At 58.0% G+C, this 26,706-nt stretch carries 24 protein-coding genes and 3 pseudogenes; 10 read left to right on the plus strand and 17 right to left on the minus strand.

The window, feature by feature from the left end:
• Positions 1–3: 3 nt before the first annotated feature.
• Positions 4–1,530, plus strand: coding sequence for a cryptochrome/photolyase family protein (locus GST84_11185; protein ID XGB12906.1), 1,527 nt, complete (start codon positions 4–6; stop codon positions 1,528–1,530).
• On the plus strand, positions 1,527–1,709 hold the full coding sequence (locus tag GST84_11190) for a DUF2256 domain-containing protein (GenBank protein ID XGB12907.1): 183 nt from the start codon (positions 1,527–1,529) through the stop codon (positions 1,707–1,709). The genes GST84_11185 and GST84_11190 overlap by 4 nt, the downstream gene beginning before the upstream one ends.
• Here the strand turns inward: GST84_11190 and GST84_11195 are convergent.
• From GST84_11195 to GST84_11225, 7 genes are all read right to left on the minus strand, one after another.
• Positions 1,647–2,135 (minus strand): DUF2878 family protein, encoded by a 489-nt coding sequence (locus GST84_11195; protein XGB12908.1) that lies wholly within the window; start codon positions 2,133–2,135, stop codon positions 1,647–1,649. The two genes, GST84_11190 and GST84_11195, sit on opposite strands and share 63 nt — an antisense overlap.
• A complete protein-coding gene (locus GST84_11200; protein ID XGB12909.1) occupies positions 2,135–3,397 on the minus strand; it encodes a methyltransferase domain-containing protein in 1,263 nt (420 codons plus the stop codon). Before GST84_11200 ends, GST84_11195 begins: the two co-directional genes overlap by 1 nt.
• Positions 3,372–4,181 (minus strand): DUF1365 family protein, encoded by an 810-nt coding sequence (locus GST84_11205; GenBank protein ID XGB12910.1) that lies wholly within the window; start codon positions 4,179–4,181, stop codon positions 3,372–3,374. The genes GST84_11200 and GST84_11205 overlap by 26 nt, the downstream gene beginning before the upstream one ends.
• Positions 4,178–5,425 carry an FAD-dependent oxidoreductase gene (locus tag GST84_11210; GenBank protein ID XGB12911.1) on the minus strand — a complete coding sequence of 416 codons (1,248 nt, stop codon included), beginning with the start codon at positions 5,423–5,425 and terminating at the stop codon, positions 4,178–4,180. Before GST84_11210 ends, GST84_11205 begins: the two co-directional genes overlap by 4 nt.
• A gap of 6 nt (positions 5,426–5,431) precedes the next feature.
• Complete coding sequence (locus GST84_11215; GenBank protein XGB12912.1) at positions 5,432–6,184, minus strand: SDR family NAD(P)-dependent oxidoreductase; 753 nt, start codon at positions 6,182–6,184, stop codon at positions 5,432–5,434.
• Entirely contained in the window at positions 6,181–6,603 is a 423-nt protein-coding gene (locus GST84_11220; GenBank protein ID XGB12913.1) for a nuclear transport factor 2 family protein, read from the minus strand. The genes GST84_11215 and GST84_11220 overlap by 4 nt, the downstream gene beginning before the upstream one ends.
• 104 nt (positions 6,604–6,707) lie before the next feature.
• Positions 6,708–7,154, minus strand: coding sequence for a PAS sensor domain-containing protein (locus GST84_11225; GenBank protein ID XGB12914.1), 447 nt, complete (start codon positions 7,152–7,154; stop codon positions 6,708–6,710).
• Between the two features lie 153 nt (positions 7,155–7,307).
• Between GST84_11225 and GST84_11230 the strand changes: the two genes are divergently transcribed.
• A complete protein-coding gene (locus tag GST84_11230) occupies positions 7,308–8,195 on the plus strand; it encodes a MerR family transcriptional regulator (protein ID XGB12915.1) in 888 nt (295 codons plus the stop codon).
• A gap of 158 nt (positions 8,196–8,353) precedes the next feature.
• On the opposite strand, the gene GST84_11235 is transcribed toward GST84_11230, so the two are convergent.
• The 3 genes from GST84_11235 to GST84_11245 all read right to left on the minus strand — a co-directional run bounded on the left by GST84_11235 (position 8,354) and on the right by GST84_11245 (position 11,008).
• A complete protein-coding gene (locus GST84_11235) occupies positions 8,354–9,991 on the minus strand; it encodes a mechanosensitive ion channel (protein ID XGB12916.1) in 1,638 nt (545 codons plus the stop codon).
• A 67-nt stretch (positions 9,992–10,058) separates the two neighbouring features.
• On the minus strand, positions 10,059–10,418 hold the full coding sequence (locus GST84_11240) for a DUF861 domain-containing protein (protein XGB12917.1): 360 nt from the start codon (positions 10,416–10,418) through the stop codon (positions 10,059–10,061).
• Positions 10,415–11,008, minus strand: a complete 594-nt coding sequence (locus tag GST84_11245) for a GNAT family N-acetyltransferase (GenBank protein ID XGB12918.1) — start codon at positions 11,006–11,008, stop codon at positions 10,415–10,417. The genes GST84_11240 and GST84_11245 overlap by 4 nt, the downstream gene beginning before the upstream one ends.
• Before the next feature lie 376 nt (positions 11,009–11,384).
• On the opposite strand from GST84_11245, the gene GST84_11250 reads away from it, so the two are divergent.
• The 3 genes from GST84_11250 (at position 11,385) to GST84_11260 (ending at position 14,527) form a co-directional block, all read left to right on the plus strand.
• Positions 11,385–11,702, plus strand: coding sequence for a helix-turn-helix domain-containing protein (locus GST84_11250; GenBank protein ID XGB12919.1), 318 nt, complete (start codon positions 11,385–11,387; stop codon positions 11,700–11,702).
• Complete coding sequence (locus GST84_11255) at positions 11,695–12,969, plus strand: type II toxin-antitoxin system HipA family toxin (GenBank protein ID XGB12920.1); 1,275 nt, start codon at positions 11,695–11,697, stop codon at positions 12,967–12,969. The genes GST84_11250 and GST84_11255 overlap by 8 nt, the downstream gene beginning before the upstream one ends.
• 703 nt (positions 12,970–13,672) lie before the next feature.
• Positions 13,673–14,527, plus strand: a complete 855-nt coding sequence (locus tag GST84_11260; protein ID XGB12921.1) for a helix-turn-helix domain-containing protein — start codon at positions 13,673–13,675, stop codon at positions 14,525–14,527.
• A 233-nt stretch (positions 14,528–14,760) separates the two neighbouring features.
• On the opposite strand, the gene GST84_11265 is transcribed toward GST84_11260, so the two are convergent.
• On the minus strand, positions 14,761–15,741 hold the full coding sequence (locus GST84_11265) for an IS5-like element ISPa41 family transposase (GenBank protein ID XGB12922.1): 981 nt from the start codon (positions 15,739–15,741) through the stop codon (positions 14,761–14,763).
• 279 nt (positions 15,742–16,020) lie between these two features.
• Positions 16,021–16,764, minus strand: a complete 744-nt coding sequence (locus tag GST84_11270) for an SPOR domain-containing protein (protein XGB12923.1) — start codon at positions 16,762–16,764, stop codon at positions 16,021–16,023.
• 1,388 nt (positions 16,765–18,152) lie between these two features.
• Here GST84_11270 and GST84_11275 point away from each other — a divergent pair.
• Positions 18,153–18,593, plus strand: a pseudogene (locus GST84_11275) (transposase).
• Here GST84_11275 and GST84_11280 read toward each other — a convergent pair.
• The 4 genes and pseudogenes from GST84_11280 to GST84_11295 all read right to left on the minus strand — a co-directional run bounded on the left by GST84_11280 (position 18,594) and on the right by GST84_11295 (position 22,082).
• Positions 18,594–18,788: pseudogene (locus tag GST84_11280) on the minus strand (isochorismatase family protein).
• A gap of 498 nt (positions 18,789–19,286) precedes the next feature.
• Positions 19,287–20,306, minus strand: coding sequence for a zinc-binding alcohol dehydrogenase family protein (locus tag GST84_11285; GenBank protein ID XGB12924.1), 1,020 nt, complete (start codon positions 20,304–20,306; stop codon positions 19,287–19,289).
• A 10-nt stretch (positions 20,307–20,316) separates the two neighbouring features.
• Complete coding sequence (locus tag GST84_11290) at positions 20,317–20,610, minus strand: antibiotic biosynthesis monooxygenase (GenBank protein ID XGB12925.1); 294 nt, start codon at positions 20,608–20,610, stop codon at positions 20,317–20,319.
• A 563-nt stretch (positions 20,611–21,173) separates the two neighbouring features.
• Complete coding sequence (locus GST84_11295) at positions 21,174–22,082, minus strand: LysR family transcriptional regulator (protein ID XGB12926.1); 909 nt, start codon at positions 22,080–22,082, stop codon at positions 21,174–21,176.
• A gap of 121 nt (positions 22,083–22,203) precedes the next feature.
• Here GST84_11295 and GST84_11300 point away from each other — a divergent pair, with 121 nt between their 5' ends.
• Complete coding sequence (locus tag GST84_11300; protein XGB12927.1) at positions 22,204–22,947, plus strand: SDR family NAD(P)-dependent oxidoreductase; 744 nt, start codon at positions 22,204–22,206, stop codon at positions 22,945–22,947.
• Positions 22,948–23,395: 448 nt separating this feature from the next.
• Positions 23,396–23,590 (plus strand): hypothetical protein, encoded by a 195-nt coding sequence (locus GST84_11305; protein XGB12928.1) that lies wholly within the window; start codon positions 23,396–23,398, stop codon positions 23,588–23,590.
• Between the two features lie 218 nt (positions 23,591–23,808).
• On the opposite strand, the pseudogene GST84_11310 reads toward GST84_11305, so the two are convergent.
• A pseudogene (locus GST84_11310) lies at positions 23,809–25,974 on the minus strand (EAL domain-containing protein).
• A gap of 403 nt (positions 25,975–26,377) precedes the next feature.
• Here GST84_11310 and GST84_11315 point away from each other — a divergent pair.
• The gene (locus GST84_11315; protein XGB15747.1) at positions 26,378–26,608 is read left to right on the plus strand and encodes an Hsp20 family protein; all 231 of its coding nucleotides are present in this window, start codon (positions 26,378–26,380) and stop codon (positions 26,606–26,608) included.
• The last annotated feature ends 98 nt before the right edge of the window (positions 26,609–26,706 follow it).

Below are 26,706 nucleotides of genomic sequence, written 5' to 3' on the forward strand. Positions count from 1 at the left end.
ACGATGCGCCTGGGCCTGGTGCTGGGTGACCAACTGTCGTTCGACCTGGCAAGCCTGGCGTCCCTTGACCCTGCTCGCGATGCGGTCCTGATGGCGGAAGTGGAGGGGGAGGCCAGATACGTACCGCATCATCCGCTGAAGATCGTTCTCATCTTCAGCGCCATGCGCCATTTTGCCCAGGCCCTGCGTGAACGGGGTTGGCAGGTGCACTATGTCAAGCTGGACGCCGAGGGTAACAGCGGCAGCATCGTGGGTGAGTTGCGTCGTTGGCAACAAACCTTGGGCGCCACCCACATCCACCTGACCGAGTGCGGGGAGTGGCGCCTGGAGCAGGCCTTGCGTGATGCCGCACTGCCGCTTGTGTGGTTTCGCGACACGCGTTTTCTGTGCTCCCGTGAAGCCTTCGGGCGCTGGGCCACAGAACGTCGCCAGCTGCGTATGGAGCACTTCTACCGTGGCATGCGCAAGCGAACCGGCCTGCTCATGGAGCCTGACGGCAGCCCGGCAGGTGGGGCCTGGAATTTCGATGGCGACAATCGCAAGCCATTGCCACGGCAGCTGCGTGGCCCGTTCGCTGCGCATTTCGCGCAGGACGACATCACAACAGCGGTGGTGGCCTTGGTGCGTCAGCGCTTCAGCGACCACTACGGGGGCGTCGACGGTTTCGATTACCCCGTGACCCATGCCGAGGCACAACAGCTGTGGCAGCATTTTCTGGATTTCGGCCTGGCGGCTTTCGGTGACTACCAGGACGCGATGGCCGAAGGCGAGCCGTACCTGTTTCATGCGCGCATCAGTGCGGCACTCAACATTGGGCTTCTGGATGTGCGTCGTCTGTGCGACGACGTCGACAAAGCCTGGCGCGAGGGGCGGGTGCCGCTCAATGCAGCCGAAGGCTTCATTCGCCAGCTGATCGGCTGGCGTGAGTATGTGCGTGGCATCTATTGGCAGCGCATGCCGGCGTATGCCGGGCTCAATCACCTGAACAACGACCGGGCGCTGCCAGCGTTCTACTGGACCGGGCGCACCCGCATGCGCTGCATGGCGCAAGCCATCGGGCAAACCCTGCGGTTGGGCTACGCTCACCATATTCAGCGGTTGATGGTTACCGGCAACTTCGCCCTGCTGGCCGGTATCGTGCCAACCGCGATTTGTGAGTGGTACCTGGCGGTCTACATGGATGCCTTCGAGTGGGTCGAACTGCCCAACACGCTTGGCATGGTGATGCACGCCGACGGCGGCTACCTGGGGTCCAAGCCGTATTGCGCCAGTGGTCGTTATATCCAGCGCATGTCCGATCATTGCAAGGCTTGCAGTTACAAGGTTGACCAGGTGACCGAAGAGGATGCCTGCCCGTTCAATGCCTTGTATTGGCATTTTCTCATTCGCCATCGCCCCCAGCTCTCGGCTAACCCGCGCCTGGCCCTGGTCTATCGCAGCCTCGATGGCATGCCCCCTGGCCGTCGCGATGCCGTGTGGCTACGTGGCCAGTCTTTGTTGGCGCGGCTTGATGCGGGGCAGGCGTTATGAAAAAGAGCTTTCTGCCCAGCAAGGTTTGCGTGGTGTGTGGCCGGCCATTCAACTGGCGCAAGCGTTGGGCTCGTTGCTGGGAGCAGGTGCGCTACTGTTCCGAGCGATGCCGCCGGTCAGCGCCTCGCCGCGACCCGCACCAGCAGCGGCAAGGCCAAAGCCCATATCGGCATCAGTAGCAGGCCGGTTTCCAGCGCGCCCAATGGCAAGGCGACATCTGCCAGCCTGGCGCCGCCTACATAGGCCAGAGGGCCGCCAATCGCCCCCAGTAGTGCAGCGCTTCGCCAGTGCCTGCCGGCCCATGCCAGGCTGTGACGCATACCGCTGGCCAGCACCAACCACAGCAGCGCTAGCCACAACGGCAGGGGCCTGGCGTCGAAACTGAACACACCCAGTGCTCCCAGCGCGCTGTCGAGCACGCAGCCGATAAAGGTAACGCGCAACAGAGCCTTGACCTCGGCATCGATGTCCGGGCACAGGCGCAGGTGCACAGCCACGCCCGGAATCACCAGCAGCAACAGCAAGGGCCGCTCGGCGCCCAGCACGCAGATCCACCAGCCGGCTTGCAGCCAGAGGGCATTGCCGATCAGCCAGCGGCTGGGCATCAGGCACCGCCAGGCAAGGGCGCGCGGCGTGCCTGGGGCGCTGCCCAGAGTAGGTGTGCTACGCCAATGGCGCGCTCCTCGAAACCGCCTTGGCAGTAGCAAAGGTAAAACTCCCACAGGCGCTGGAACATGTCGTCGTAGCCAAGGTCCGTCAGCGCGGTGCGAGCCTGACGCAGGTTTTCGCGCCAGTGCCGCAGGGTGTGGGCATAGTCCTGACCGAAATCCTCCATGTGCACAAGGTTAAGGCCAGTGTGCCGGCTGGCGGTGTCGAGCAACACGCTGAGCGAAGGCAGGGCGCCACCGGGGAAGATGTAGCGCTGGATAAAGTCGACCGAGCGCTGCGCCTGGGCATAGCGCTGGTCGCGGATGGTGATCGCCTGCAATAGCATCAGGCCTTCAGGCTTGAGTAGCGAGGCACACTGGCGGAAATATACCGGCAGGTAGCGATGGCCAACCGCTTCGATCATCTCGATCGAAACCAGTTTGTCGAACGTGCCTTGAAGGTCGCGGTAGTCTTCGCGGAGCACTTGCACACGCTGCTCCAGCCCCAGGGCCTGAACGCGCTTCAGGGTATGGCTGTACTGCGCCTCGGAGAGCGTCGTGGTGGTGACCCTGCAGCCGTAACGGGTGGCTGCGTGGATAGCGAGGCTGCCCCAGCCGCTGCCTATTTCCAGCAGGTGATCGTCAGGGCTCAGCTCGAGTTTTTGGCAGATGCGCTCCAGCTTGTGCAACTGAGCCTGCTCCAGTGATTGGTCAGGGTGCTCGAATTGCGCAGCCGAATACATCATGGTGGGGTCCAGCAGCCGCTCGAACAGGGCATTGCCCAGGTCGTAGTGCGCCAGAATGTTGCGCCGGGCACCGCGCTTGTCGTTGCGGTTGAGCCGGTGCAGCAGGCGCAGGGCAGGGCGGCCCAAGCGGGCCAGGCCGCCCTCGAGCGCGTCGAGCACTTCAAGGTTGGCGACGAACAGGCGGGTCACCAGCGCCAGCTCGGGGCTGCGCCAATAGCCGTGAATGTAGGCTTCGCCCGCACCGATCGAGCCATTGCCGGCGATCAGGCTCCAGGTGGCGTCATCGAGGATTTCCACCTCGGCCTGCAACGGGCTGTCGGCATCACCGAAACTCCACTGCTGCCCGTGGCTGAGCAGGCGCAGGTGGCCGTGACGCAGCTTGCCCAACTGGGCGAGCACGGCGCTTCGTGCCAGCCCGCCGAGCAGTGGCGCAAGGCCTGCGAACTTGCTAACGCTCAGGGTGGGATTCGACATCATCAAGGTCCTCGCAAGGTTGGCCAAGCGCCAGGTCACCCTGGCAGGCGGTGTGGTCATGCACGGGCGTGCGTTTGAGTAACAGACGGAGCGCTTGCCAGTAGATGGCCGAGACGGTGCGCAGGCTCATCCACGGGAAGTTCAGGACATACCGACGCAGCGCGGTTCCATCCAGTGGCGTGCGGCGCAAGGCGAGGTCGGCTTCGAACACCTTTGTGCCGCCTTGCCAGTTCTGCATGTGAATGCGCACATGGTCCGCGTCCAGGAAAAAGCGCAGGCGATAGTCCATGTCCAGCGGCATGAACGGCGACACATGGAAGGCCTTGCCGACGCTGAAGGGCCTGGCAAGGTTGCCTTGCACCGGTAGCACGTAATGAAAGCGTTCACGCCAGGGCGTGTTGCGCACTTCCATCAGGATCGCGGTCAGGCGCCCGTCTCGGTCATGGCAGAAATAGAAACTCACCGGGTTGAACGACAGCCCCCAGCAACGCAGTTGCGTGAGCAGCTGTACCCGGCCTTCGGGCAGGTGCCCCGTCGCCTGCCCCACCAGCAAGCGTGCAGCCTGGGCCAGCGATTCGCCTTGGCGGGTCTGAGCGGGCAGGTAGTCGGTCTCGCGCCAGCACAACGGCGCCAGGCGCCAGCGCCCCAGCCAGCGTGACAGGCCCATCAGCCAGGTTTGTTCGTCCAGGTCCAGGTAGAACATGCCGATCCGGTAGCGAAACGCGTGGACCCGCGGCGTCAGCCGACGGTGGCTGATCCAGCCCAGGCAGAGGCTGCTGTTCACAGTTGCTCTCCGAAATGCGCGGCCACTTTCAGTGCGCTGACCACCCCGTCTTCATGAAAGCCATTGCCCCAGTAGGCACCGCAGAAATAACTGTGCTGTTGCCCTTGCAGTTGCTCCTGGCACGCTTGCGCGGCGGACGCTGCAACGCTGTACTGGGGATGGGCGTACTGGAAGCGGGCGATGACCTGTGCCGGGTCTATCAGTGCGGTCTGGTTGAGGCTCACGCAGAAGGTTGTCGGTGCCTGGATACCTTGCAGAATGTTCATGTTGTAGGTCAGCGCGGCAGGAGCCTGCTCTGGGCCGCCCAGGCGGTAGTTCCAGCTGGCCCAGGCGCGCTGGCGGCGTGGCAGCAGACGAGTATCGGTGTGCAGCACCACGTCGTTACTGGCGTAACCGATGGCGCCGAGTACGGCGCGCTCCCGGGTACTGGGGCTTTCCAGCAGTGCCAGGGCCTGATCGCTGTGGCAGGCGAACACCACATTGTCGAAGCGTTCGGTGCCGGCCGCGCTCACGAGGGTCACGCCACCTTCGTCGCGGCTGACCCGGTAAACCTTGCAGTTGAGGCGGATGCGCTCAGAGAACGTTCGGCACAGCGGCGCGACATAGCTGCGCGAGCCGCCTTTGATCACCCGCCACTGTGGGCGTTGGTTGACCGACAGCAAGCCGTGGTTGCGACAGAAGCGCACAAAGAACTCAAGCGGGAAGTGGAGCATGTCTGCGCGAGACATCGACCAGATCGCCGACCCCATCGGCACGATGTAATGATCGATGAAGCGCTGCCCATAGTGATTCGCCTGAAGGTAGGCGCCCAGCGTGGTGCTGGCATCGATACGCTGGCTGTCCAGGTCGGCCAGTGCCTGACGGTTGAAACGCAGAATGTCCCGGATCATCCCCCAGAACCCTGGGGACACCAGGTTGCTGCGTTGGGCGAACAGTGTGTTCACGTCGTGGCCGTTATATTCCAGGCCCGTGATCGGGTCATGCACGGAAAAGCTCATCTCGGTCGGCTGCGAAGGGACCTTGAGCTGGTCGAGCAAGCGGATAAAGTGCGGGTACGTCCAGTCGTTGAAAACAATGAAACCGGTATCTATTGCATGGCGCTGGCCTTTCCAGACCACATCAAGGGTGTGTGTGTGCCCCCCAATCCATTGCTCGGCCTCGAAAACCGTGACTTCGTGCTTGCGTGACAGCAAATGGGCGCAGGTCAGCCCCGCGATGCCACTGCCGATGATTGCTATACGCATGGATCATCATTCCTGTTCATGACGGGCGAGGCGTTGGCCCAGCGCCAGGCGCAGGCGCGCGGGCAGCGCCCCGAGCAGGCGCAACACCCAGGTAAAAAGACCGGGGAAGTTGATTTCCAGGGGGCGGCGGGGCAGGCGCCTGGCGATATGCCGGGCGGCACGCTGCGCAGACCACAGCTGTGGCATGGGGAAATCGTTGCGGCGGGTCAGTGGTGTGTCTACGAAGCCTGGGCTTACCAGGGTGACCGCGATGCCTTCGCGAGCCAGGTCGATTCGCTGCGACTCCACCAGATAGCGCAACGCGGCCTTGGACGCGCCATAGGCGCCAGCACGGGGCAAGGCCAGCCAGGTTACCGAACTGCCCATCACCACCAGGTGGGGGCGTTGGCCGGCGCGAAGCAAGGGCAGTGCCGCCGCCAGGCAGTAGCTGACGCCCAGCAGGTTGGTGCGCATGACGCGCTCGACCAACGCCGGATCGAAATGCCCCGGCTCCAGGTATTCGCAGGTGCCGGCATTGAAAATGGCCATGTCCAGGCCTCCCCAGGCCTGCTCGATATGCGCAGCGATGCCGGCGACCTGCTCCGGGTTGTCAAGATCGCCAATCGCCAGCAATACCTGCCCGGGAAACCGTTCGGCCAGCGGGGCAAGGCGGTCGGCGTTGCGCCCGCCCAAGGCAACCTGGTGGCCTTGCTCCAGGAGGATTTGCGCGAGCGCGGCACCGATCCCGCTGCTGGCGCCGGTCAGCCAGCAGCGGCTCATGCCAGCCTGCCTTTGAGCCAGCGGATCGCAGTGCCCATGACGGGAAGGTGCTCATAAAGCAGGGCACCGGCGTCGAAATAGTCCTGGTGAAAATGCACACGGTCGCGCCAATGCAGGCAGCTGCACCCCTGCAACGTGATCGGCTGGCCGCCAGCCAGGCGCGGGTGGCAAAACTGTAGCGTCCAACGCAGGTAGCCCTGCCCGGGCCTTACCTCGTCAGCGCTGGTGAAGGCGTAGCGGATATCGCTGGCGTTGGCGTACAACTGCTCGAAGTAGGCGCGCAGGGCCTGCAGCCCCTGTATCTGGTGCAGGGGGTCACGAAAGGTGACATCTTCGCTGTACAGTTTTTCCAGCGTGTCGAGGTTAGCCCCATCAAGGCGGGCGAAGCGCTCGGCGAATTGCTGTAAGTACGCTGACATACTGGGCTCCAGACAATCCTGTACAAAATCGTATTGCTGTACAGGTATAACTGAAGCCTAAGCCTTAATCTATACAAGTCAACGTTCTTGTATAGGTTTTTTTGTCAGCGCTTGGCCTGGCCCTGTTGCCGGCGCAGTTCCGTCACTTCAGCCTCCAGCTCGCGAACCCTTTCCTCGGCGAATACTTGCGCTGTGACATCGCGCTGGATGCCGATGTAGTAGGTCAGCTGGTCCGCCTCGTTGTGCACGGGTGTGATGGACAACTCATTCCAGAACAGGCTGCCGTCCTTGCGGTAGTTGCGCAGCACCTGGCAGCAGGGGCGGCCTTCGCGAATCGCTTCGCGGATGATTGCGATGCCCGGCTGGTCGTGATCCTCGCCCTGAAGAAAACGGCAGTCCTGATAAAGGATATCGTCGGCGCTATAGCCGGTCAGGCGCTCGAAGGCCGGGTTGACGTAGATAAGGATGCTCTCATTGCCTTCCTGTTCGGCGACGACGATGCCATCGTTGGAATGCTCGACCATCAGTTGCAGGAGTTTTGCGTTGATCATGGGGCTCACCTACAGACATTTCGTATGCGATGTGCGCCGAAGGCTTCAGTGCAGAAGCTTTTGGCGCTGTTTGTTGCATGATGAACCAAGGAGGCTCGCCGCAGAAGGTGCATCTGGGTTTAGAATATGCAACCACCTGGATGACCCCTCGTTATGACCGACGCCACCCCACCCGAATTGCTACCCATGCGCGATGTGGTCAGCCTGACCGGCATCAATCCGGTGACCTTGCGTGCCTGGGAGCGGCGTCATGGGTTGATACACCCGCAGCGCACCGAGGGCGGCCATCGCTTGTACACGGCCCAGGATGTGCAGCGCATACGTGACATCTTGCGCTGGACCGCCAACGGCCTGCCCATCAGCAAGGTTGGCGACAGGCTCGCCGGCCAGCCTGTGGCGCCTGTGCAGCAGCCCTCGGCCTTTGACGACTGGCGCGCCGCCGTTGCGCGTGCCTCCAAGGCATTCGATGCGCAGGCGCTGGAAGCTATACATGGACAGCTGTTCACACTTTTGCCAAAGGCCACTGTGCTGCAGGACGTGCTGATGCCGGTTTGGCATGAGCTGGCTTCAGGCACTGCGCCAGGCCAGCGTAGCCAATGGCTGTTTCTCGATACGTTCTTGCGCGCCCGCCTGCTGCTGCGCTTGCAGATGAACCAGGCCGATGCGCCACGGGTGCTGCTGGCAGGTACCGAGGGGCAAGCCGAATGCCAGGTGTTGTGCGCCGGGCTGCTGTTGAGCAGCGAGCGACAACGCATCGAAGTGCTCGGCTGCGGGCAGCCCCTGGAAGAGCTCCCGCTGCTGTGTGCGGCGATGCAGCCTGCGGCACTGGTGATCGCGCTGCAGCCACCGGTGAGCCTTGCCTTGGCCAAGCGCTTGCGCTCGCTGCAGATGGAAATTGCTTGTCCGCTGGCCTTGACAGGCGAGGGGCTGGCCGGTGTGCAGGCTGCCTTGCACGGGCTGCCGGTGTGCCTGCTGGACGAGCATGGTGCTGACGTCGCGCGCGTGCTTGACGCCTTGCTCCGAGGGGCGCTGGACCTTTGAGTTTGGTTCTGCGCCGTGCTCAAAGTGGTTGGGTGCATAGCGGGTTGGTGATGGGGGCGCTGCTCGGCACGCTTTGGACCCCTATCGGTTTCACCGTCTCCAATGCCCTGGTGGCGCTCTATAGGCCGGTGATCGACCGGCACCCGAGGCCTCATTGCTCACGCGGTGTTTTCAGGTTTGGACGGGACCGCGTGCCACTGCTCCTTGGGCACCCATTTAGGTTGCTCGGGATCGCCCAGGTAGTGAGGCGACATGATTTGCACGCCATACTCGTTGAACACGTCCTGGATATTGGCGTGCAACAGGCTCAGTAGCTGCGCGCGTGGCCTGGGCTCAGATGGAATGGCCTGTGCCACTAATCGATACTCGGGGTAGAAGTCTGACAGCGCCGTCTGGAATACCTGGGGCGCGGGCGTTTGCAGCACGCCTTCGGTGCGCCGAGCCGCTTCCAGCAACATCGCCTCGACCTGACGCCAGGGGGTGTCGTAGCCGATGGTCACCACGGTATCGACCACATAGCCTGGCCCTTCCACGATACGCGAGTAGTTCTTGGTCACCGAGCCGGTAATCATTGAATTGGGAAGTGTCAGCACTTCGCCAAGCCCGGTGCGTATGGTTGTGGTGAAGATGCCCACTTCGGTCACCGTGCCCTCGTAATCGCCCACACGTACAAACTCACCGACGCGCATCGTGCGTGTGTAGGTAAGGATCAATCCGGCGGCCCCTTGGCCGATGACACTGGTCGCCCCCAGTGAAATCATCAGACCGAGCAACACCGAGAGACCCTTGAAGGCATCGGTACCCGAGCCGGGTAGATAGGGGTAGGCCATCACCAGGGCGAATAGCCAGATCGCCAGCGACGTCAGGCGCATGGTCGGTTGCAAGGTTTCGGCGGTCAGCCATTTCAACGTGCCTGGGCGTGCCATGCGCCTTAGCACACGTTTGGAGAAGGCGCTGATACCACGGGCGATGAAGAAGATCGACAGCGCAACTACCAGGCCGGGCATGGCACGTAAAATGCCGCTGACCAGGTAGTTGAGCAGTTCCATCAGGTGGATATTGAGGCTTTCACCCCAAGACCTTGTGTAGGGGAACTGGGACAGCACGAAGCCCAGCCACTGGTAGCAGAACAACAACACGACCAACCAATACAGCAGCCAGAGTGAGCGGTCGATCAGGTAGTACAGGTTCTGCAGGTCGAACAGTTGCGTATGGCCGACCTTGAGGCGCTCGGAGTGTTTGCCCATCAGTTTGGGCAGCAGTCCCAAGAGCTTGCGTCGACAGTAGCCTGCGGCCTTTACCAGCATGAAGAACACCAGGGTTGCCGCAGCGCTGTAGCCTATCGCAGTGAGCAAAAAGCGCAGACTACGCGCCTGACGGGTTTCCTCGACGACAAGGCGCAGGTTCTCGGCGGCCTGCTCGGCAGCTTCGCCTGCTGTAATGCTATCGGCCGCAGCATCCAGCGGCGTCACGATGAATGCACGGCGCCCGCCCAGCAGCACCAGGTAGCTGTGCAGAATAGGGTCTACGCGAACCTCCAGGTCGTTTGTTTCCTGGAGTGTTTCCTCGATGACCTTCTTGGCGCGCTGGGCGCGCACCTTGGGTGTTTCGCCCAGCAGCGTCGCACGAAAGACCAGCACCGTGCGGTTGATGACGGTCAGCGGAGCGGGCTCGGCAATCACACCCTCGACCTCTGGCCCGGACTGAGGGGTGTCCGCATGGAGCAGGGGCGAGAACAGCAAGTGGGTCAGTAGCAATAGCCAAGCAGCCCGTCCGAACCTGCGCTTCTTGCCCATTTAACAGCCCCTGTGCCGGCGTGTGGATTGCTACCAGCATAGTCGGCTTCAGCCAGCATTCAGTGGCTTAGTTCGCGGGCAAGAGGATCACGAAGTTCTTCTTCATGTCCTCCACTACGGTCCATTTGCCCTTGGCGCCCGGTTCGATAATGAACGTGTCGCCAGCGGCCAGTTTGACCGGGGCGCAACCCTCAAGCTCGATGATGCAGCATCCACTTAAAACGTGGCAGAACTCCCAGACTTTGTAGTCAATGCGCCACGCCCCGGTGCTGGCTTCCCATTCTCCGGAAATGCGACCTTGCTGTTCATCGTGATAGTACTTGGACGTCAGCGTGTGAGGGGTACCTTCCAAAACTTCTTCAAAGAAGGGCAGGTCGCGCAGCGGTTGGATATCCAGTTCGCGGAACACGGTCAGTTTCTGGTTCATGGCTGTTTCTCGAGCACGTTGTGAGTAGGGCGATACATTAAATAGGCTTCACCGGTTACACCGAGCATCGGGTGCGGAACGATCTGGCAGGTTTTCACGATCTGAAATCCATGACGTTCGTAGAAGCGGCGTGCACCGTGGTTTTCTGCGTAATCGATCAGGCACAACCCATCGAGGCCAGCGTCGTCAGCGCGCTGCTGGGCGTGGCGAAGAAACTGGGCGCCCAGCCCCTGGCTCCGCCAGGCCTCATCCAGTGCCAGGCTGGATATGTACAAGGTATCGGGTATTTCCATGTCGGAATAAGGCGCGAGGACGGGGTCGGTCTCGGCTGGCCTGTCAGGCGTCGCGCGCAAGACATAGCTATGCATCATGCCGATGACGCGCCCTTCGAAAGTGGCCATCAGGCAGTTCTTGTATGAAAAGTCGCCCTGTTCTCTGGCATAGCGAGACGCACCGACACTCAGCAGTGCTTCTCCGGGGGCAGCGAGCTTGCTCCATATGTAATCGGCCATGCCCTCCGATGTCAGTTGAAAGAAGCGCGCAATATCATGCGCGTCCGAGACTCGAGCGGGTCTGAAGTCGATAGACATGTACAGTGCTCCCAAGGGGCCGCGTGGTCAGTTTGCAAGGCTTAAGCCTTTGGCTGCGGGGCAGGGTAGACGGTTTCAGCGGTTCCCATGATGCTCTGCGCGAACACCATCAGCACGGCGTGCGACACTGCCTTCATGCCCACATGCACGTGGCGCTATAAAAGGTTCGGGATGGCTTGGGTATTGGATCGTGCAAACCCTTTCAAACCGCCGACGAAGCCTCTGTGCAGAGCGTCCGTAAATCCACTAAATTGTGGGTAAATGTAGAAACTAAGCGATAAGGCGCAAATTAAGGGAATTAGCTCGCTTGATAGGGCCGGGCGTTAATTCTATAATTTTGTGGATTAACTGGCACAGAGCGGGCTAGGTATACACTATGTTGGATTTAAGCTTCAGCAAGCCGAGTGAGGTCGTGAAGCGCCTCTGCGATCGCTTGCGCACAGAGCGCTTGGCGCGGGACATGACACAGGCGGACTTGGCCGGGCGTGCCGGCATCGCTACAAACACAGTGTCCAACCTTGAAGCCGGGCGCAATGTCGGATTCGAGAACGTTGTTCGGGTGGCGATGGCGCTTGGCCGGACCAAGGAACTGGAAGGCCTGTTCCTGCCAAAACTGGACAGTATCGAGGATATCCGGCGCTACGAAAACAGCGCCAATCGTCTTCGTACCAAGAGGAAGCCCGGCAATGCTTGAGCAGGTGAACGTCTTCTACGAAGGGTGGGGGGAGCGATGGCAATGGGGCACGCTGGTCTCCACGACTGCCCTGACCGGTCGTCCACTGATTGTGTTCGAGTACAGCAATGAAGCCAGGCAAAGGGGCTTGGAGCTGTCGTCCTACACGCTGCCGCTGGAGGGGGCTCAACTGCGCCGAGACTTTCCAGACCACCAACTGTACTTGCCAGGGCCTGTTTACGACGCCTTGCCGGATGGATGGGGCATGTTGCTGATGGACCGTATGTTCAGGCGCCGCGGGCTCACCACAGCGCGCATCGGCTCACTGGAACGGCTGGCCTATATCGGTGGTAATGCCATGGGGGCCATGACGTTTGAACCCGTGGCGCCCGAAGGGCAGGCGTCTGAAGTCCACATCCCGCTGGAGCAGCTAGCCGCCGAAGTGCAGGAAGTGCTCCATGGAGACGGCGGTGAGTTCCTGCAGAGGTTGCTGCTGGTGGGTGGCTCGCCTCAAGGTGCAAGGCCTAAGGCCCTCGTCTATCGTGATCCCGAAACTGGCCGGTTTACAACTGCCGTGACGGCGGGCTTCGAGGCCTGGCTGGTCAAGTTCCCGGCCAAGGAAGAGCATGCCGAGGTGTGCGCTGTCGAAATGGTCTACGCCGAATGCCTGCGCATGTGCGGTATCGAGACCCCTGACACGCAGTACTTCAGCCTGCCTGATGGGTTGGCGGCGTTTGCCAGCAAGCGATTTGATCGTCAGGATGGCCTGCGCGTGCCCATGCAAAGCCTCGCGGCCTTCACGGGGGCGAGTTACCGGTCTCCAGGCGTGTTGGACTACGTCAATTTCCTGCGGGCAACCCAGATGTGTACCAACGACGTGCGAGAGATGGCGGTGGCCTTCGAACGTGCCGTCTTCAATGTAGCGTTCAACAACAGAGATGATCATCCCAAGAACTTTGCCTACGTCATGTCGCAGGACGGTCATTGGAGACTGTCGCCGGCCTACGATGTGACCTTTTGCGAGGGGCCAGGTGGATATCACCAGATGGATGTAATGGGGGAGGCCCTGTCGATTACCCGCACACAAATGCTTCGGCTTGCCGAGGAAGCCGAGGTGCCCCCGGAGGTTGCAGGCAGAATGATTGACGGCATTTGTGAGGTGGCTAGCCAGTTTTCAAGCATCGCCGAGAACCTGTACCCACAGGTCATTACGCCAGACACCTTGCGCACGATCCAAGGCCGCATCGATCAGAACGTAGCTCGGTTACAGGGCAGCGGTTGCCATTGAAGCAGGGAGGAGCGGGCGCTCAGTCGGCGCGCCGATTTTTGGCAAGGGAGATCGAAGGGCGGGATGGTGATGCCCTCATGGAGAGACTACCTAGCGGAAAAACGGCTCCAGGATTAGCCCAGGCTAGTTACCCGCTCATTCGGTAACGACTCAGCACATCCTTGAGATCGGCATACAGATCGTGCCCATTCATGATGACGTCGTCCGTAGCTGTCCGGCAGCAGCCATGCGCGGTTGTTCAGGCTGCTGCATGTTCATGTTGCCTCCCATCACGTGCATAGGTGCCTGAAGCCGTTGTGACGTGGCCGGGTGCCGCGGTTCTGACAATCGTCAACTTCGAACCGGATCACCCCTTCGTGATCTGCATCGAGTGCCAGCGGAGCCTGATCCCACGGACAATCCGCGCGACTCTCAGTTTTCGATGGTATTACTGCGTTTTCACACTGTCTGGAACCAACGCAGTCCTTTGTAGGGGGGCAGCTAAAGACCAATTGCGGTCCTATCTGATGCGGCTTCTTTTCGATCACCTGAGCCTTTTTCGTCAACCAACAGTCTATAAAGTTTCGGGCATTCGCACGCGATAGTGGCTAGCCAAATATTGCTGAAACATGAGTTATCGCTGGGGTTCGTAAACAGATAGACCCCGCGATGATCGTTTATTGTCGCCGGTAACAATATCGCTTAAAGCGAGCGGAGGACTCTGATGTCCATTGCCCAACGGGTTTTCCACGGCAGGTTTGGCCGGGTCGCCTTGCTGAATATGGATCGTTCGCTGGTCATTCACACCCATTCCGAGTGCCATGTGCTGATCAAAGTGTCCGGTAAAGACACTTACTTCAACGTCAACGGACGGCGTGTTCCACTCAGCGATCGCACAGCGGTGCTGGTCAACGCCTGGGAGCCGCATTTCTACGACCCGCAGCCGGGCGGGGAGGCAACAGTAATCCTGGCGCTCTACATCGAGCCTGCTTGGCTGGCCACAGCCCAGCAGTCGTTGGCGCTCAGCGGTCGGCCGGATTTTTTTTCCCATTCCTGTATCGAGTTGTCGAGTCGTAATCGCACCTTGGCCGATACCCTGGTCGCTGAAGCGCATAGCTGCGGGATCGTGCCGAAAGAACGTATGGAATTCATTCTGTTCGACTTCTTGATCGAACTGATCGAGGACTTTTCCAGCTGGCGTCATTTGTCGGTACTTGGTGTTCCGAGTTCACGTGAGTTCCGGGACGCCCGCGTTCGCCGTGGCATCGTCTGGTTGCTCGAACACCTGGACGATCCGAACCCCATCGATAACGCCGCGCGGGCATGTGGTCTGTCGCGCGCGCACTTCTTTGCGTTGTTTAAGAAAGATACCGGTATGACGCCGACGCTGTTGCTTAATGACGCGCGCATGCGCCGGGCTTTTGCCTGGCTAGGGCGTGAGCGCAGTGGTACGCTGGGCCTGTTATCGGAGAACCTCGGGTTTTCTGAGCAAGGTCATTTCACTCGGTTTTTCCGTCAGCACATCGGAGCTTCACCCAGCCAGTATCGGCGTGTTGTGGATTGCTATGCGACGGTTTGAACCGAGATGTGCAGGGGTATTGAGCGATATTCCCGTCATGGATTCAGCCCTCCCTATTAAAGCTTGTGGATTAATAGGTAAAAATTATAGATACTATCAGTTGTCTAGGGATGCTCCGATCAACTTGTCGTGCAGCCGCGGCAAGTTGCAATTTTCCAGGCACCTACAGCGTTATTGGACGAAAAGTGACCGAAAAATCATGTACGGAGAGCTTTTTCGACCGGTTCTCCGTGTTAAACGCGAACCTCACCCATACCCATGAGCTGTTTTCGAACCCTCCACAGGTTTGCCAGGGCGAACAGCGTGGTCAACTGAGCCGTGTTTTTCATCAGCCCACGAAAACGTACTTTCACGTAACCAAACTGCCGCTTGATCACGCGAAACGGATGCTCGACCTTGGCCCGTGTCTGAGCCTTGCAGAACTCGATCTTGCGCTTGGCTTTGTACAGTACGCTGCGCTGGTTCAGCTTGGAATAGGTGCTGCGACGCGCTGCAATCTGCCAGATCACCCCCCGATTTTCATGCTCTTCGCGCCTTTCGACACCGGTGTAACCGGCATCTGCATACACGGCGTTTTCTTCGCCATGCAGCAGTTCAGCCACCTGCGTGACATCGGCCACATTGGCAGCGGTGCCATGGACGTGATGCACCAGGCCGGACTCGACATCGGCACCGATGTGCGCCTTCATCCCGAAGAAATACTGACCGCCTTTCTTGGTCTGGTGCATCTCGGGATCACGCTTGCCTTCTTTATTTTTGGTCGAGCTGGGGGCATGAATAATGGTGGCATCGACGATGGTGCCTTGGCGCAGCGACAGGCCTTTTTCCTGCAGATAACCATTGATGACCGCAAGGATTGCCGGTGCGAGCTGATGCTTCTCCAGCAAGTGCCGGAAGTTCATGATCGTGGTGTCTTCGGGGATTGGCGCGCTCAGCGTCAGGCGTGCGAACTGGCGCATGGGCGTGATTTCGTAGAGCGCTTCTTCCATGGCCGGGTCGCTCAGGGAGAACCAGTTCTGCAACAGATGGATGCGCAGCATGGTTTCCAGAGGATAGGGTTTTCTACCGCCGCCGGCCTTGGGGTAGAACGGTTCGATCAGCTCCAGCAGGCCTGCCCAGGGCACCACCTGATCCATTTCGGCGAGGAAGCGCTCTCGGCGGGTTTGCTTGCGCTTGCCGGCGTACTCAAAGTCGGAAAAGCTCATCTGGCTCATGGGCGGCTCGGATCAGGTGTTGCGGGGATTCTCGCATAACTGAAGGCTTGTTCGGAGATTCCCTAGTGAAAAATGGATCTATTTCATGCGGTTTTCATGTGTTAATTCAAGTTTTTATTGGATTCGGCTACCCACTGCAGGATGAACTTCCAGAATCCATAGGTTGATGTCCGGAGATTTCTTTAGGTAAATTTAGGCTTCAAGCTTTTTTTATCAAGGGTTTTCGTTGTTCATGCAATGTTTGGATGATTATTTGGACGCTCCAGCGCTCGGGATTTGTCAATTACCTGGCATTACCCATCCTCGAATGCCATGACTTTCACTCAGTTCTTTCACTACTCGAGCCGCGTCCTGCTTTTTTTTATAAGGCCCGATGACGACAAAGTTGTTTTCTCTACGGGCTATCGGCAGCGATAGATTTTGAATTGCTTTTATTGCGCGATGGCGGTTGGGTGTGTTCATTGCAATTTCGACCACCCATAGACCGGATGTAGGTATGGTTGAAGCTTTATTTTTAGGGGGGGAAATGTAGCCGCCACACGTCAAGCACCTGCGCTCCAATGTGATCAGCGAATTTGGCACGGTGCGAAAGACATGCCATTGCGGATCAATGTTCTTTTTACGCACGAAGAGTGCCAGAAGCAGGCCGAAAAAAGTAATTAGAGCGCTGATAATAATCATCCATTTGTGAGTCGATGCAGGCGATGAAGGCGGCTTAATTTCAGGTGTTGCAACTGGCTTTTCGATTAAAAGCTGTAAGGAATCAGCCTCGATTGGATCGGGCATTTGGGACTCGTATTGCGTAAGGTGCGCGAGCGCGTCAAAATATATTCCACTGAGCTCTGTCGTAATTTTATTGTCGACATCATCGATCAGTTGTTCAAACTTTGTCACTTCTTGCTGGATGGATGAATTGTCTAGGTTGTCTTGACAAATTGGTCCCCAGGATGCATATGTCCACAGCAATGCTGATAGATGTCCAAAAATTCCAATTACCAGGAAGCTCAAGCCAAGCTTTCGCATGACACCATCTCCAAATTTAATGAATCACGCCAGGCCGATCATCAGGTAAGGGAAACCCCTTGCTTGATGCCATAGTTACCGCCGGAATCCTTCGTCTACGCGAACGCAATAGGTTGCCTGCGCGGGCCATGCCCGTATGCAGTGCATAGAGAGCCGGTAATTGACCCGCACTTCATGAATGCCTATGGAGCGCGTGTACTGACCAGCACCACAAAGCATTCAATGGGTGTGCAGGAACTGCGCGGAAGCTTCAAGTTCAGCGAGACCTTTCGTAGCGCATGCTTGCAGGCCTGCTCCAGTTAGCCAAAACGAAAGAACAGTTCGTTGAACACGTTGGTCTTCGGCCAGATAGCTGCTCTGAGCGATCACCAAGGTCGCCGAATCTCCGACATAATTTGGCCGGCCTGGCTTTTGTAGCAGGTTGGAAGCAAGTCATTTTGTGCGGCTCTTGGTGGTGTGCAACGCAATAGTGTCAGAGCCGAGTGTGTAAGAAATGCGAAGGGAGCACCTTGCCTGGGGAAAGGGAGTTCTGCGTTGGAGTCTGGGAAATTACCTTAGCGTCTGATTTTCAGGACTGGGAGCAGACAGAATTTTCGGAACGGGATGGGGCGCTGGATGTCTCAGGAAAGCTCAGGTTTCTGCGTACGGCATCGGTTTGGCAGAATGATACCCTGGAAAATTCCAATGACTGCCCTTTAGGAAATATATCTGAGTAGCAGTTTCCACTGCTTCGGCAACCATGATCAGACTTAGGTGATGGACCGTAGATGTAATATCTTAGGTGATCGCTGCGCCGTGATGGTCGGTCGAAATCATACCGAGACGTCACGTTGCGACTCGGAGAATGTCTTGCTGTGGAAGCTCTCATGACTATTCAAGGTGATTCCTGAAGACTCTCGAGATCGTTCGTTCTTCAGAGAGTCAGCAATAGTGGGCGGCCGATCACTGTCCAACCGTGCTGCGGACGCGCACTCTGTAGAGCACTGAATCAAAAAAAGGCTCAGTTTCAACATGAAAAACGGTATCAGATGGCCGCCGTTTGGCTGACGTTGCCTTGTCTCACTTCCTGTTGGTGAAAGTTGGTTGTATGCCTCGCTGCTTCCGCGGAGAAGGTCTTTGGTCAAGGTAATCAAGTGCATTGATCATCCACAGCAACTGCTGTTCTTCACTCACTGTATGATGCATTAAGTCCAAACGATGGACGTCGGTACCGCTGGTGATGTTTTGTTTACTCACCTTGATCAGCAGAAACGTCGGCTGCTTTCGAGGTCCCCGTTACTGCACGCGCTGGGCTATTATGCCGACGATACAAAGTATGCCTGCAGAAGGAAGTCTGGACGGTGAGAGATGGCCTAATGTCGTGCACGGAGCGCGGGTAGGCGAGGGCGTACCGGCAGGAGAAAATCTTTGGTCGCGCCGGACTGGCCATCGCTCGCTCGACCTTGGCCCAGTGGGTTGGGCAAACTGGCGTGCGACTCCAGCCACTGGTCGATGCACTGCGTGAAGCGGTGCTGAGCAAGGGCGTAATCCACGCCGATGAAACACCGGTGCAAATGCTTGCGCCGGGCGAGAAGAAAACCCACCGGGCCTATGTCTGGGCCTACAGCACGACGCCGTTTTCGGCGCTTAATGCGGTGGTTTACGACTTCAGCCCAAGCCGTGCCGGCGAACATGCAAGTAACTTCCTGGGCGACTGGAACGGCAAGCTGGTTTGCGATGATTTCGCTGGCTACAAAGCTGGTTTTGAACAAGGCATCACTGAAATCGGCTGCATGGCTCATGCCCGTCGCAAGTTTTTCGAACTGCACACGGCGAACAAAAGTCAGCTGAACGTGATAGCTGGAGGTGGGATTCTCTTCATCATGCTTCACATGAAGGACAGGCCAGCCATTTGATCGCCAGTGCCGCAGAAGGCGCTGGATTACGGACAAATAGCCAGGGTGGCTTTTACCATTCCAAACAGGCTGATCGATAGCATCCTGAACATCGAGGATAATCAGGGGGATGCTAGGCGTGTCCTTCATGTGGGGGCGTCTCCTTACGATGGACGCTTAGTGTGCTGCAACGTATTCCGGTCAACAAGCAGCGCAGTCTCGCTAGGGTACCGGTGCTGACAAAGAGGCCACTAAGGAGGGGCTGATACCCCGTCAGTGGACTCCGGCCCAGCTCACGCAAGGTGAGTTGGGCGGACGCTTACGTTCCTCAAAGTTTTTGGCGAGAGCTACCAGAAGCTTGTGGCGAAGCCTTCATTGGTCGAAGGCATTGATTTGGAAGTCCCAGATTGATCTAATCGGATTGCCGAGCATGGACCTGGCTCCAGCCAACCGCGACCACCGCTGGGCCTTTATCGGTCCCTCTGGGGATCGAGTGGAGGTTCCTCACTCTCCACGTTTTGTCACTGCTGACCTAGACGCCCTAAACCGAGCCGCAGTCCAAGGCGTAGGTATCGTACAGATGCCTGAGGTTCGAGGGACGAGTTCAAGGTAACTGGACAGGGGTATAAGCTGTTTTAATCAACTCCCTCAAAAGCCTTCCAGCACGACTTTCCCCTTCGCCTTTCCGCTTTCCAGCAGAGCATGGGCACGACGAAGATTTTCTGCGCTGATGGGCCCATAGTTTTCGCCAACTGTGGTGCGCAAGTTACCCGCATCAATCCGCCGCGCAACTTCGTTAAGGATGTTGCGCTGCTCCTGCATGTCCTCTGTTTCGTAGAGCGAGCGGGTGTACATAAGCTCCCAGTGCAACGACAGGCTCTTGCGCTTCAGCGGCACGGCGTCAAGGGTGGCCGGATCATCTATCAGGCCCAGCTTGCCTTGAGGTTTCAGTGACTCGATGATTTGTTCGTAGTGCCTATCGGTCTGGGTCAGGCTTGCGACATGGCTGACCTGCGCTATACCGATGCGCTTTAGTTCTTCACTAAGTGGCTTGGTATGGTCGATGACATGATGCGCACCAAGCTCGGTAACCCAGGCCTGGGTTTCAGGGCGCGAAGCCGTACTAATGATCGTCAACCCTGTTAGCTGACGCGCCAGTTGAATTAGAATTGAACCTACCCCGCCTGCAGCGCCAATGATCAGCAGTGTTTCTCCTCGGTCGGTGGGATCCCGTGCAATACCTAGGCGATCAAAGAGTAATTCCCAAGCGGTCAGGGAAGTGAGTGGCAATGCCGCAGCTTGGCCGAATTCCAGCGACTGTGGCATTGAACCGACGATACGCTCATCCACCAGTTGCAGCTCACTGTTGCTCCCCGGGCGGATCAGTGATCCCGCGTACCAGACTCTGTCACCGGGTTTAAAAAACGTCACGTCGCTGCCGACCGACTTGACCACCCCGGCAGCGTCCCAGCCGAGGATCCGCGGCTGGCTTTCGTCCGCATGCGGCACATAGCCCTGCCGTACCTTGGTATCGACAGGATTGACCGACACGGCCTTTACCTCTACTAGCAAGTCGCGCGGCCCTGGCACTGGCTCGGGTATATCGATCTCCACCAAGGCGTCGGGATGTTCAATAGGCAGACATTTAAAGTGTGCAATGGCTTTCATTCGAAGCTCCTCAGGACATGCGATGCATTTTCGTGATCGAAAATTTTTCAGCAGCACGTTCGATGAGCGGGAGCGCTGCTCGAAAATGTGTTGTCGCTTCGTGAGCCGTTAGCGCCGCCTCGTCCCGCCACTGCTCGATCATGTGGAAAGTGCGCGCCTGCTCGGCATCACGGTGCAAGTCATACTGGATACAGTCCACTTCGCCCCGGCTTGAACCCTGCAGGGCCCGCAGCGTCTGCTCGAGCTCGGCTTCGAAGCCTGCCTTTGCGACCAAAGTGGCAATCAGTGTTAAAGGGGTGTTCATCAAACCTCCGGCCGATATGCATAAAAAAAATGGGACCTCGCTAACCGACACGTCTGAATAGAGGCCGTGCGGCCCGAAACTGCTCTCCAGGTGACGGCCTGACAATCAATATTGATCTCGAAGGCCGTGCGAGCGTCCTCACCCGGCGAGAGCACTTGTAGCGTTAAAACCAGTAGATCGGGCAAGTCCAGGTCACACGCTCCCTGCCCCCAACTCATGAGCGGCGAAATTGGACCAATCAGGATTGCCGAGATATGCCCGGCCAATAATCTCCAGGTCCGGTTGCAGTCCTTAAGCGCGTCTTCGCTGACGCTCAGCGTGCGTAGGTCCCTAGCCGAGGCTATTCAACCCATACCATCGGTAGCTTCGCGTCGTGAAACCTAGGCCTTGAGGGCTTTCTATACAACGATGTTGAGCCCGAAACTGACGCTGAGCAAGTCCAATCCACCATCCTTGAAACGACGTGTCCGGTCGACAGTCAATTTTCTCCGAGGGCTTATAATTCGATAATTCGATAATATTCGAAATATAAGCGTAGTGCAAACTCGAGCGTCCCTTCGAACTCAGCGATTGGTCCGCGCAAAAGCACGCGGATCAGAGAAACAGTTAACCAGGTGGTCGTATATCAGCCTCACTCGCGGTGCCACTGGCCCTGATTGAGGACGGTACATGATCAGTTCGGAAGGCGGCGGCGCTTCCTGTTGCATGACCTCGACCAGGCGCCCTTCAGACAGGTAGGGTTCTGCCAAGTAATCGGGCATTTGCCCAAAGGCGATTCCGGCCAGAACGATCTCTCGCTCGGTTTCCGGGTCATCGCAGCTGAAGGCAGGGGAGGTAGGCAGAAACGTTCGCCCCTCGGCAAGCACCCACGGCCAGGGGCGACCGTTTTTTCGATCAATCAGCATGGACAGCGGCAAGCGTTTCAGTTCTTCGATGCTGCCAGGGCGGTGCACGGTGGCGAGGAGTGACGGGGCCGCAACGATTTTCAGGCTGACATGGGCCACTGTTCTAGCGATATAGCGCCTATCACGCACCGCGCCGACACGAATACCGATGTCGATCTTGTTGGCCACCGCGTCGGTGAGTTGGTCATCCAGGCTCAGGTCGATGCTCAGGCCCGGGTTTTCCCGTATCAGCGGTTTCAGAAATTCGACCAGATACAGCTTGCCAATGGCGTGTGGGGCCGTGATGCCGACAACGCCTTTAGCCTCCTGTTTGCTGTGGGTGATAAACAACTGATCCACCCGGTCCAAGGTTTCCTGGGCCTGCAAGGCGAGTTTGGCACCAAAAGTGGTGACATGAACCTGCCGTGTGCTGCGGTGGAACAACAGCTCACCCAGCGTACTCTCCAGTTCCTTGATGGCACGTGTCACCGTCTGCGGTGAGGTGCCGAGGCGGGTGGCTGCATCGCGGAACGTGGTCGATTGTGCGGCCACTGTGAATATCCGAATCAGTTCCATGCGATTAGGCATAGCCCTCAACTCCCGTTCCAGAAAATGGAATTCTCAAATCCTAACACTTCCATTCTCTGACGAATAAAACCAGCGCAGACTGCAGTCTCCATCCCGACAGGTCTCAACAGGAGCGCTGAATATGAGTAAGAACATCCAGGATAAGGTGGTCGTCATCACGGGTGCGAGTAGCGGTCTAGGCGAAGCAACGGCGCGTCATCTGGCGGCGCTCGGCGCCCTTGTGGTGCTTGGCGCCAGGCGCCAGGACCGTCTGGACGCGATTGTCGCGGAGATCGCCACTGCAGGCGGCAAGGCGATTGCCCATCCGACCGATGTGACACGCAAGGAGGACTTGTCTGCGCTGGTTGCCAAGGCAGTCGAGGTATTCGGTCGCATCGATGTAATGATCAACAACGCAGGGTTGATGGCGATCTCTCCGATTTCGCAACTGCGCACCGACGAGTGGGATCGTATGATCGATATCAACATCAAGGGCGTATTGTATGGCATCGCGGCCGCATTGCCGTTTTTCGAACAACAGGCAAGCGGTCACTTCATCAACATTTCTTCGGTCGCCGGCATCAAAGTATTCAGCCCCGGTGGATCGGTGTACAGCGGCACCAAGTACGCGGTGCGCGCCATTTCCGATGGCCTGCGTCATGAAGTCGGCGCGAATATTCGCACGACGACTATCGAACCGGGCGCAGTGGATTCCGAACTGAAGTTCGGCAGCGGGTACCAGCCGAGCGCCGAGGTCGTTGGCGAATTTTACAAGAAGGCCATCCCGGCTGACTCGGTTGCACGGGCCATCGCTTATGCGATCGAGCAACCTGCAGATGTCGACATCAACGAGATTGTTCTGCGTCCGACTGCGCAAGACTTCTGACATTTGTCCTGTGCCGTTTGCGCCTGATCCACAGGCATGGACCCAAGCGACCAGGCTCTGGCGCTAAGAAATTGTTAACTCAGCCTATCCAGGCTGAAACTCTCGGCATGCCGAACGTCAATATCCAGCGCGCCAACACCACCATGTCCTAGCTGATTGATTGAGCTTCCAAAGGCGAGTCGTTCCTGATTCTCGGGTTCGGCAGGCGGCTCTGCCCGCCTAATGTACCCAACTGATCATATCGGACCCTGTTGCGAATGAAGCCACCTAAAGTTGCAGACTGGTTGCTACGGAGGGCGGCGGTGTAGTGGCAATAAGCCCGGTGTGAATCATCGTGCAATCGGAGGTGTTCGATACAGGAAGCCAGGGTCCCCATGGTGCTGCCAATGATGGGCATCGCTCACAAAGCAGCAAGAGGATATCAACCCGTCAAACTGAGGAAATAACCATGGCAATGTTGGTTTTTGACGGTACGGAAGACGCCATCGTCGAAGCCCGTATTCTGGTCGGGGCGCTGAATGAATGGTTGGCGGAACAGCAACCCTGTTGCCCCCTAAAATCCGTTCATGTGCAATTTTGCTATCGGCCCGATGGCACGTTGGATTCTGTATTGACCGTTGTAACAGACGTGGCCGTGGACTAATGACTGCTTTGATTGAACGGGTACTTGGTGCGGGTAATCCCTTGGCCGCAGATCCAGCAGGGTTTTGCTGTCGGTCGCCCGGTAGATCAGATCTGCTCGACGTTGGTCGACGAAGGCTGAAAACGCTGCATGAGTGGAATCGATCTTTTGGTTATTAAATAAACGTGTTGATTATAGGTTATCTGTTCGGCCAAGAAAAACCTGAGTGCCTCATGCGACATGGGTCTAGCAAAGTAATATCCCTGGAAAATATCGCATCGACCACGTTCCAGGAAGTCCACCTGAGCCGCAGTTTCCACGCCTTCCGCGACCACTGACAGGCTGAGGTGATGGGCCATGGAAATAATGCCTTGAGTAATTGCTGCATCGTGTGGGTTAGCCGAGATATCCTGGATGAAAGAGCGATCAATCTTGATTTTGTCGATGGGCAAACACTTGAGATAACTGAGGCTGGAAAATCCTGTACCGAAATCATCCAGCGCAATGCGTACACCCAAGTCTTTAAGGCGGTGCAAGGTTTCAATTGCGATTTCAACGTTGTGCAGCAGGAGCGACTCAGTTATCTCCAATTCCAATTGCCCTGCGCTAAGCCCGTATTTGTTCAGCACTGCCTGGATACATTCAACGAACTGACCGCGCTGAAAATGCACCGGCGAAATATTTACGGCCATCGAGATGCCGTTGAAACCCTGATCACATAGATTGCGCAACTGCGCGCACGCCGTATCGAGTACCCAGAGGCTCAGCGGGATAATTTGACCACTGTCCTCTGCCACCGGTACAAACACCGCTGGAGAGATGTATCCTTTGATCGGATGCGTCCAACGCAACAACGCTTCGATTCCGACCACCCGACGCGTGTGGGCCTCTATTTGCGGTTGATAATGCAGGCTGAACGATTGAGTTTCGATAGCCTTTTGTAGGTCATTACGTAGGCTTCGGTGCTCGCAAACTCGATCGTTAAGATCGCTGGTGTACCACTGAAAGTTGTTCCTACCTTGTTGCTTGGCTTTGTACATGGCCATGTCAGCCTGCTGGATCAGCTGCATCGGCTGTTCGAGGTGACCATCGCTTAGCGTAATACCGATACTTGCACTGACGTGCAGGTCAATGCCCTGGATACAGTAGGGTTTGCCAATGCTTTCCAGCAGTCGCTCGGCCACCGGGACAACGTCTTCGTCACGAAGCAGGTCCGTCAGCAGAACGACAAACTCATCGCCGCCCATGCGCACGACGGCATCAGCTGGACGGACTTGCTGAGTCATGCGCTGTGCCACCTCGATCAGCACCTGATCGCCGAAGTAGTGCCCGATGGAGTCGTTGATGGATTTGAATCCATCCAGGTCGATGTACATGACCGCTAGTTGACGCTTACGTTGAAGGCTGCTGCGACACTCTAGGACAAGCCGGTCTTCCAGGGACAGGCGGTTAAGCAAACCGGTCAGCCCGTCATGGCTGGCACTGATACTCAGCTGGCGCTCGTAATGCTTCTGCTCGCTGATATCCCGAGCGATACCGAATACCCCGACGATCTCTCCATTTACCATGATCGGCAGGTTTGCGATATCCATGGTCAACTGCTTGTCGTCGCTCTCGTCGCGCACCCTTGCCTCGAATCGCTGCGGCTCACCGGCGCGGGCCGCGGAAAAATGCTGATTCACTCGCGGCAGGTCTTCTTCGAAAACGAGGTAGGAGAAATGTTGACCGACAAGATCAGTTGCCGCGCCAGCTTTAAGCTTCAGGCCAGCCGGGTTCACACTCTGGATGTTGCCCGCCATGTCGAGGGCGAAAACCGGGTTGGGGTTGTAGGTGAACAATGAGCGAAACCGTTGTTCACTTTCCTCCAGGCGTTGGCCGTCACGCTCATGCCGGATAGCAATGGCAGCCAGGTGCGCCGCGCAGGTCAACCTTTGGATCTGCATCTCGCTTGGCGCAATCGCCTGATCTTGGTACAGCGCAAATGTCCCAAGTACGGAGCCCTGATGCGAGAGTAATGGCAACGACCAGCAGGAGCGCAGATTGTACCCTAGCGCCAGGCTGCGAAAACGCTCCCAGCTCGGATCCCGGGCTATATCTGCGGTCACCACCAGCTCGCGCCGGAATGCAGCCGTGCCACACGTGCCTTCCTGAGGACCGATGGGCATGCCATGGATCGCCTCGCTGTATGCAGGCGGCAGGCCAGGCGCGGCACCTTTGAGCAAATGCTTGCCTTGCGCATCGGTGAGCAGTATCGAACACAGCGTACCGGGATCCTGGGCGTCGATCATCAAGCAGATGGCGGTGAGGATGTCGTGCAGTTGATGATTGGTCGCGATCATACCGAGTATGTCGCGCTGAGACTCGGGAAGCACCATGCTGTGATAGCTCGTGCAGAAGGTGTTCATGGTGGGATTCCTGTGTGCTTGCGAGGCCTTCCGGTTCCCTGAGCGTCTGCAGAAGTGAGTGCCTGGGCGCAGTCCGATCGCACCCCGATCGCGAAATCTTTTAAAGCAGTGGGCCTGCCACGAGAAAGACTCAGGTGATCGATAAAAGAACGTATCAGATGGAGCGCATGCGGCTGAATTCGGCTTGCAGCGGCCTGACCACCGCCCGCTGACTTTCTCTGAGCAAACCGCAGATACTTCTTGACTTCCAGACTACCAGGCGCAGACTTTAGCGAGTATTGCAAAAGTTCCCTTGGGCTGGCCGCATCTGTTTGCGGCGCTCGCCCGCCGGCGCTTGCCTGCCAGGCATGCTGAAGCTGGCGCTGGACATCACGGATGCAGTGCTGGCTTTCCTTCGAATTGCCTGGTCTCAAGGAAAGAACATCCCGATCACGCCCGACTGCTACGAGAGCAGCAGAAGTGCGCCTTCCCTCGTGCCGAACGCTACAACGGCTGTTGTCCGCGACCCTTGAACCTGCCTGACGATGCCGATCAGGTTTTGATCAAGCGCCCATTCGACAATGGGCTGCTGACGATCATCCTCGACGAGCGCGAAGCGCGTGCATCGAAGCAAAGCCGTTTGATTCCGAATTGAAGCTGACTCGGAGATTCCATGGCAGTTGTCACGAAGGCCCTTCAGCAGACGAGGAGCTGCGGCAGGCTCCACTTCGTCGCCTCAATGATTCAAGGAGC

The organism is Pseudomonas putida (genome assembly GCA_041879295.1).
GTDB classification, from domain to species: Bacteria; Pseudomonadota; Gammaproteobacteria; order Pseudomonadales; family Pseudomonadaceae; genus Aquipseudomonas; species Aquipseudomonas putida_Y.

Bases quoted from the DNA above. Each gene is read 5' to 3' on its own strand.
- GST84_11185 (XGB12906.1), top strand. From the start codon at position 4: ATGCGCCTGGGCCTGGTGCTGGGTGACCAACTGTCGTTCGACCTGGCA.
- GST84_11190 (XGB12907.1), top strand. From the start codon at position 1,527: ATGAAAAAGAGCTTTCTGCCCAGCAAGGTTTGCGTGGTGTGTGGCCGG.
- GST84_11195 (XGB12908.1), bottom strand. From the start codon at position 2,135: ATGCCCAGCCGCTGGCTGATCGGCAATGCCCTCTGGCTGCAAGCCGGC.
- GST84_11200 (XGB12909.1), bottom strand. From the start codon at position 3,397: ATGTCGAATCCCACCCTGAGCGTTAGCAAGTTCGCAGGCCTTGCGCCA.
- GST84_11210 (XGB12911.1), bottom strand. From the start codon at position 5,425: ATGCGTATAGCAATCATCGGCAGTGGCATCGCGGGGCTGACCTGCGCC.
- GST84_11215 (XGB12912.1), bottom strand. From the start codon at position 6,184: ATGAGCCGCTGCTGGCTGACCGGCGCCAGCAGCGGGATCGGTGCCGCG.
- GST84_11220 (XGB12913.1), bottom strand. From the start codon at position 6,603: ATGTCAGCGTACTTACAGCAATTCGCCGAGCGCTTCGCCCGCCTTGAT.
- GST84_11225 (XGB12914.1), bottom strand. From the start codon at position 7,154: ATGATCAACGCAAAACTCCTGCAACTGATGGTCGAGCATTCCAACGAT.
- GST84_11230 (XGB12915.1), top strand. From the start codon at position 7,308: ATGACCGACGCCACCCCACCCGAATTGCTACCCATGCGCGATGTGGTC.
- GST84_11235 (XGB12916.1), bottom strand. From the start codon at position 9,991: ATGGGCAAGAAGCGCAGGTTCGGACGGGCTGCTTGGCTATTGCTACTG.
- GST84_11240 (XGB12917.1), bottom strand. From the start codon at position 10,418: ATGAACCAGAAACTGACCGTGTTCCGCGAACTGGATATCCAACCGCTG.
- GST84_11245 (XGB12918.1), bottom strand. From the start codon at position 11,008: ATGTCTATCGACTTCAGACCCGCTCGAGTCTCGGACGCGCATGATATT.
- GST84_11250 (XGB12919.1), top strand. From the start codon at position 11,385: ATGTTGGATTTAAGCTTCAGCAAGCCGAGTGAGGTCGTGAAGCGCCTC.
- GST84_11255 (XGB12920.1), top strand. From the start codon at position 11,695: ATGCTTGAGCAGGTGAACGTCTTCTACGAAGGGTGGGGGGAGCGATGG.
- GST84_11260 (XGB12921.1), top strand. From the start codon at position 13,673: ATGTCCATTGCCCAACGGGTTTTCCACGGCAGGTTTGGCCGGGTCGCC.
- GST84_11265 (XGB12922.1), bottom strand. From the start codon at position 15,741: ATGAGCCAGATGAGCTTTTCCGACTTTGAGTACGCCGGCAAGCGCAAG.
- GST84_11270 (XGB12923.1), bottom strand. From the start codon at position 16,764: ATGCGAAAGCTTGGCTTGAGCTTCCTGGTAATTGGAATTTTTGGACAT.
- GST84_11285 (XGB12924.1), bottom strand. From the start codon at position 20,306: ATGAAAGCCATTGCACACTTTAAATGTCTGCCTATTGAACATCCCGAC.
- GST84_11290 (XGB12925.1), bottom strand. From the start codon at position 20,610: ATGAACACCCCTTTAACACTGATTGCCACTTTGGTCGCAAAGGCAGGC.
- GST84_11295 (XGB12926.1), bottom strand. From the start codon at position 22,082: ATGCCTAATCGCATGGAACTGATTCGGATATTCACAGTGGCCGCACAA.
- GST84_11300 (XGB12927.1), top strand. From the start codon at position 22,204: ATGAGTAAGAACATCCAGGATAAGGTGGTCGTCATCACGGGTGCGAGT.
- GST84_11305 (XGB12928.1), top strand. From the start codon at position 23,396: ATGGCAATGTTGGTTTTTGACGGTACGGAAGACGCCATCGTCGAAGCC.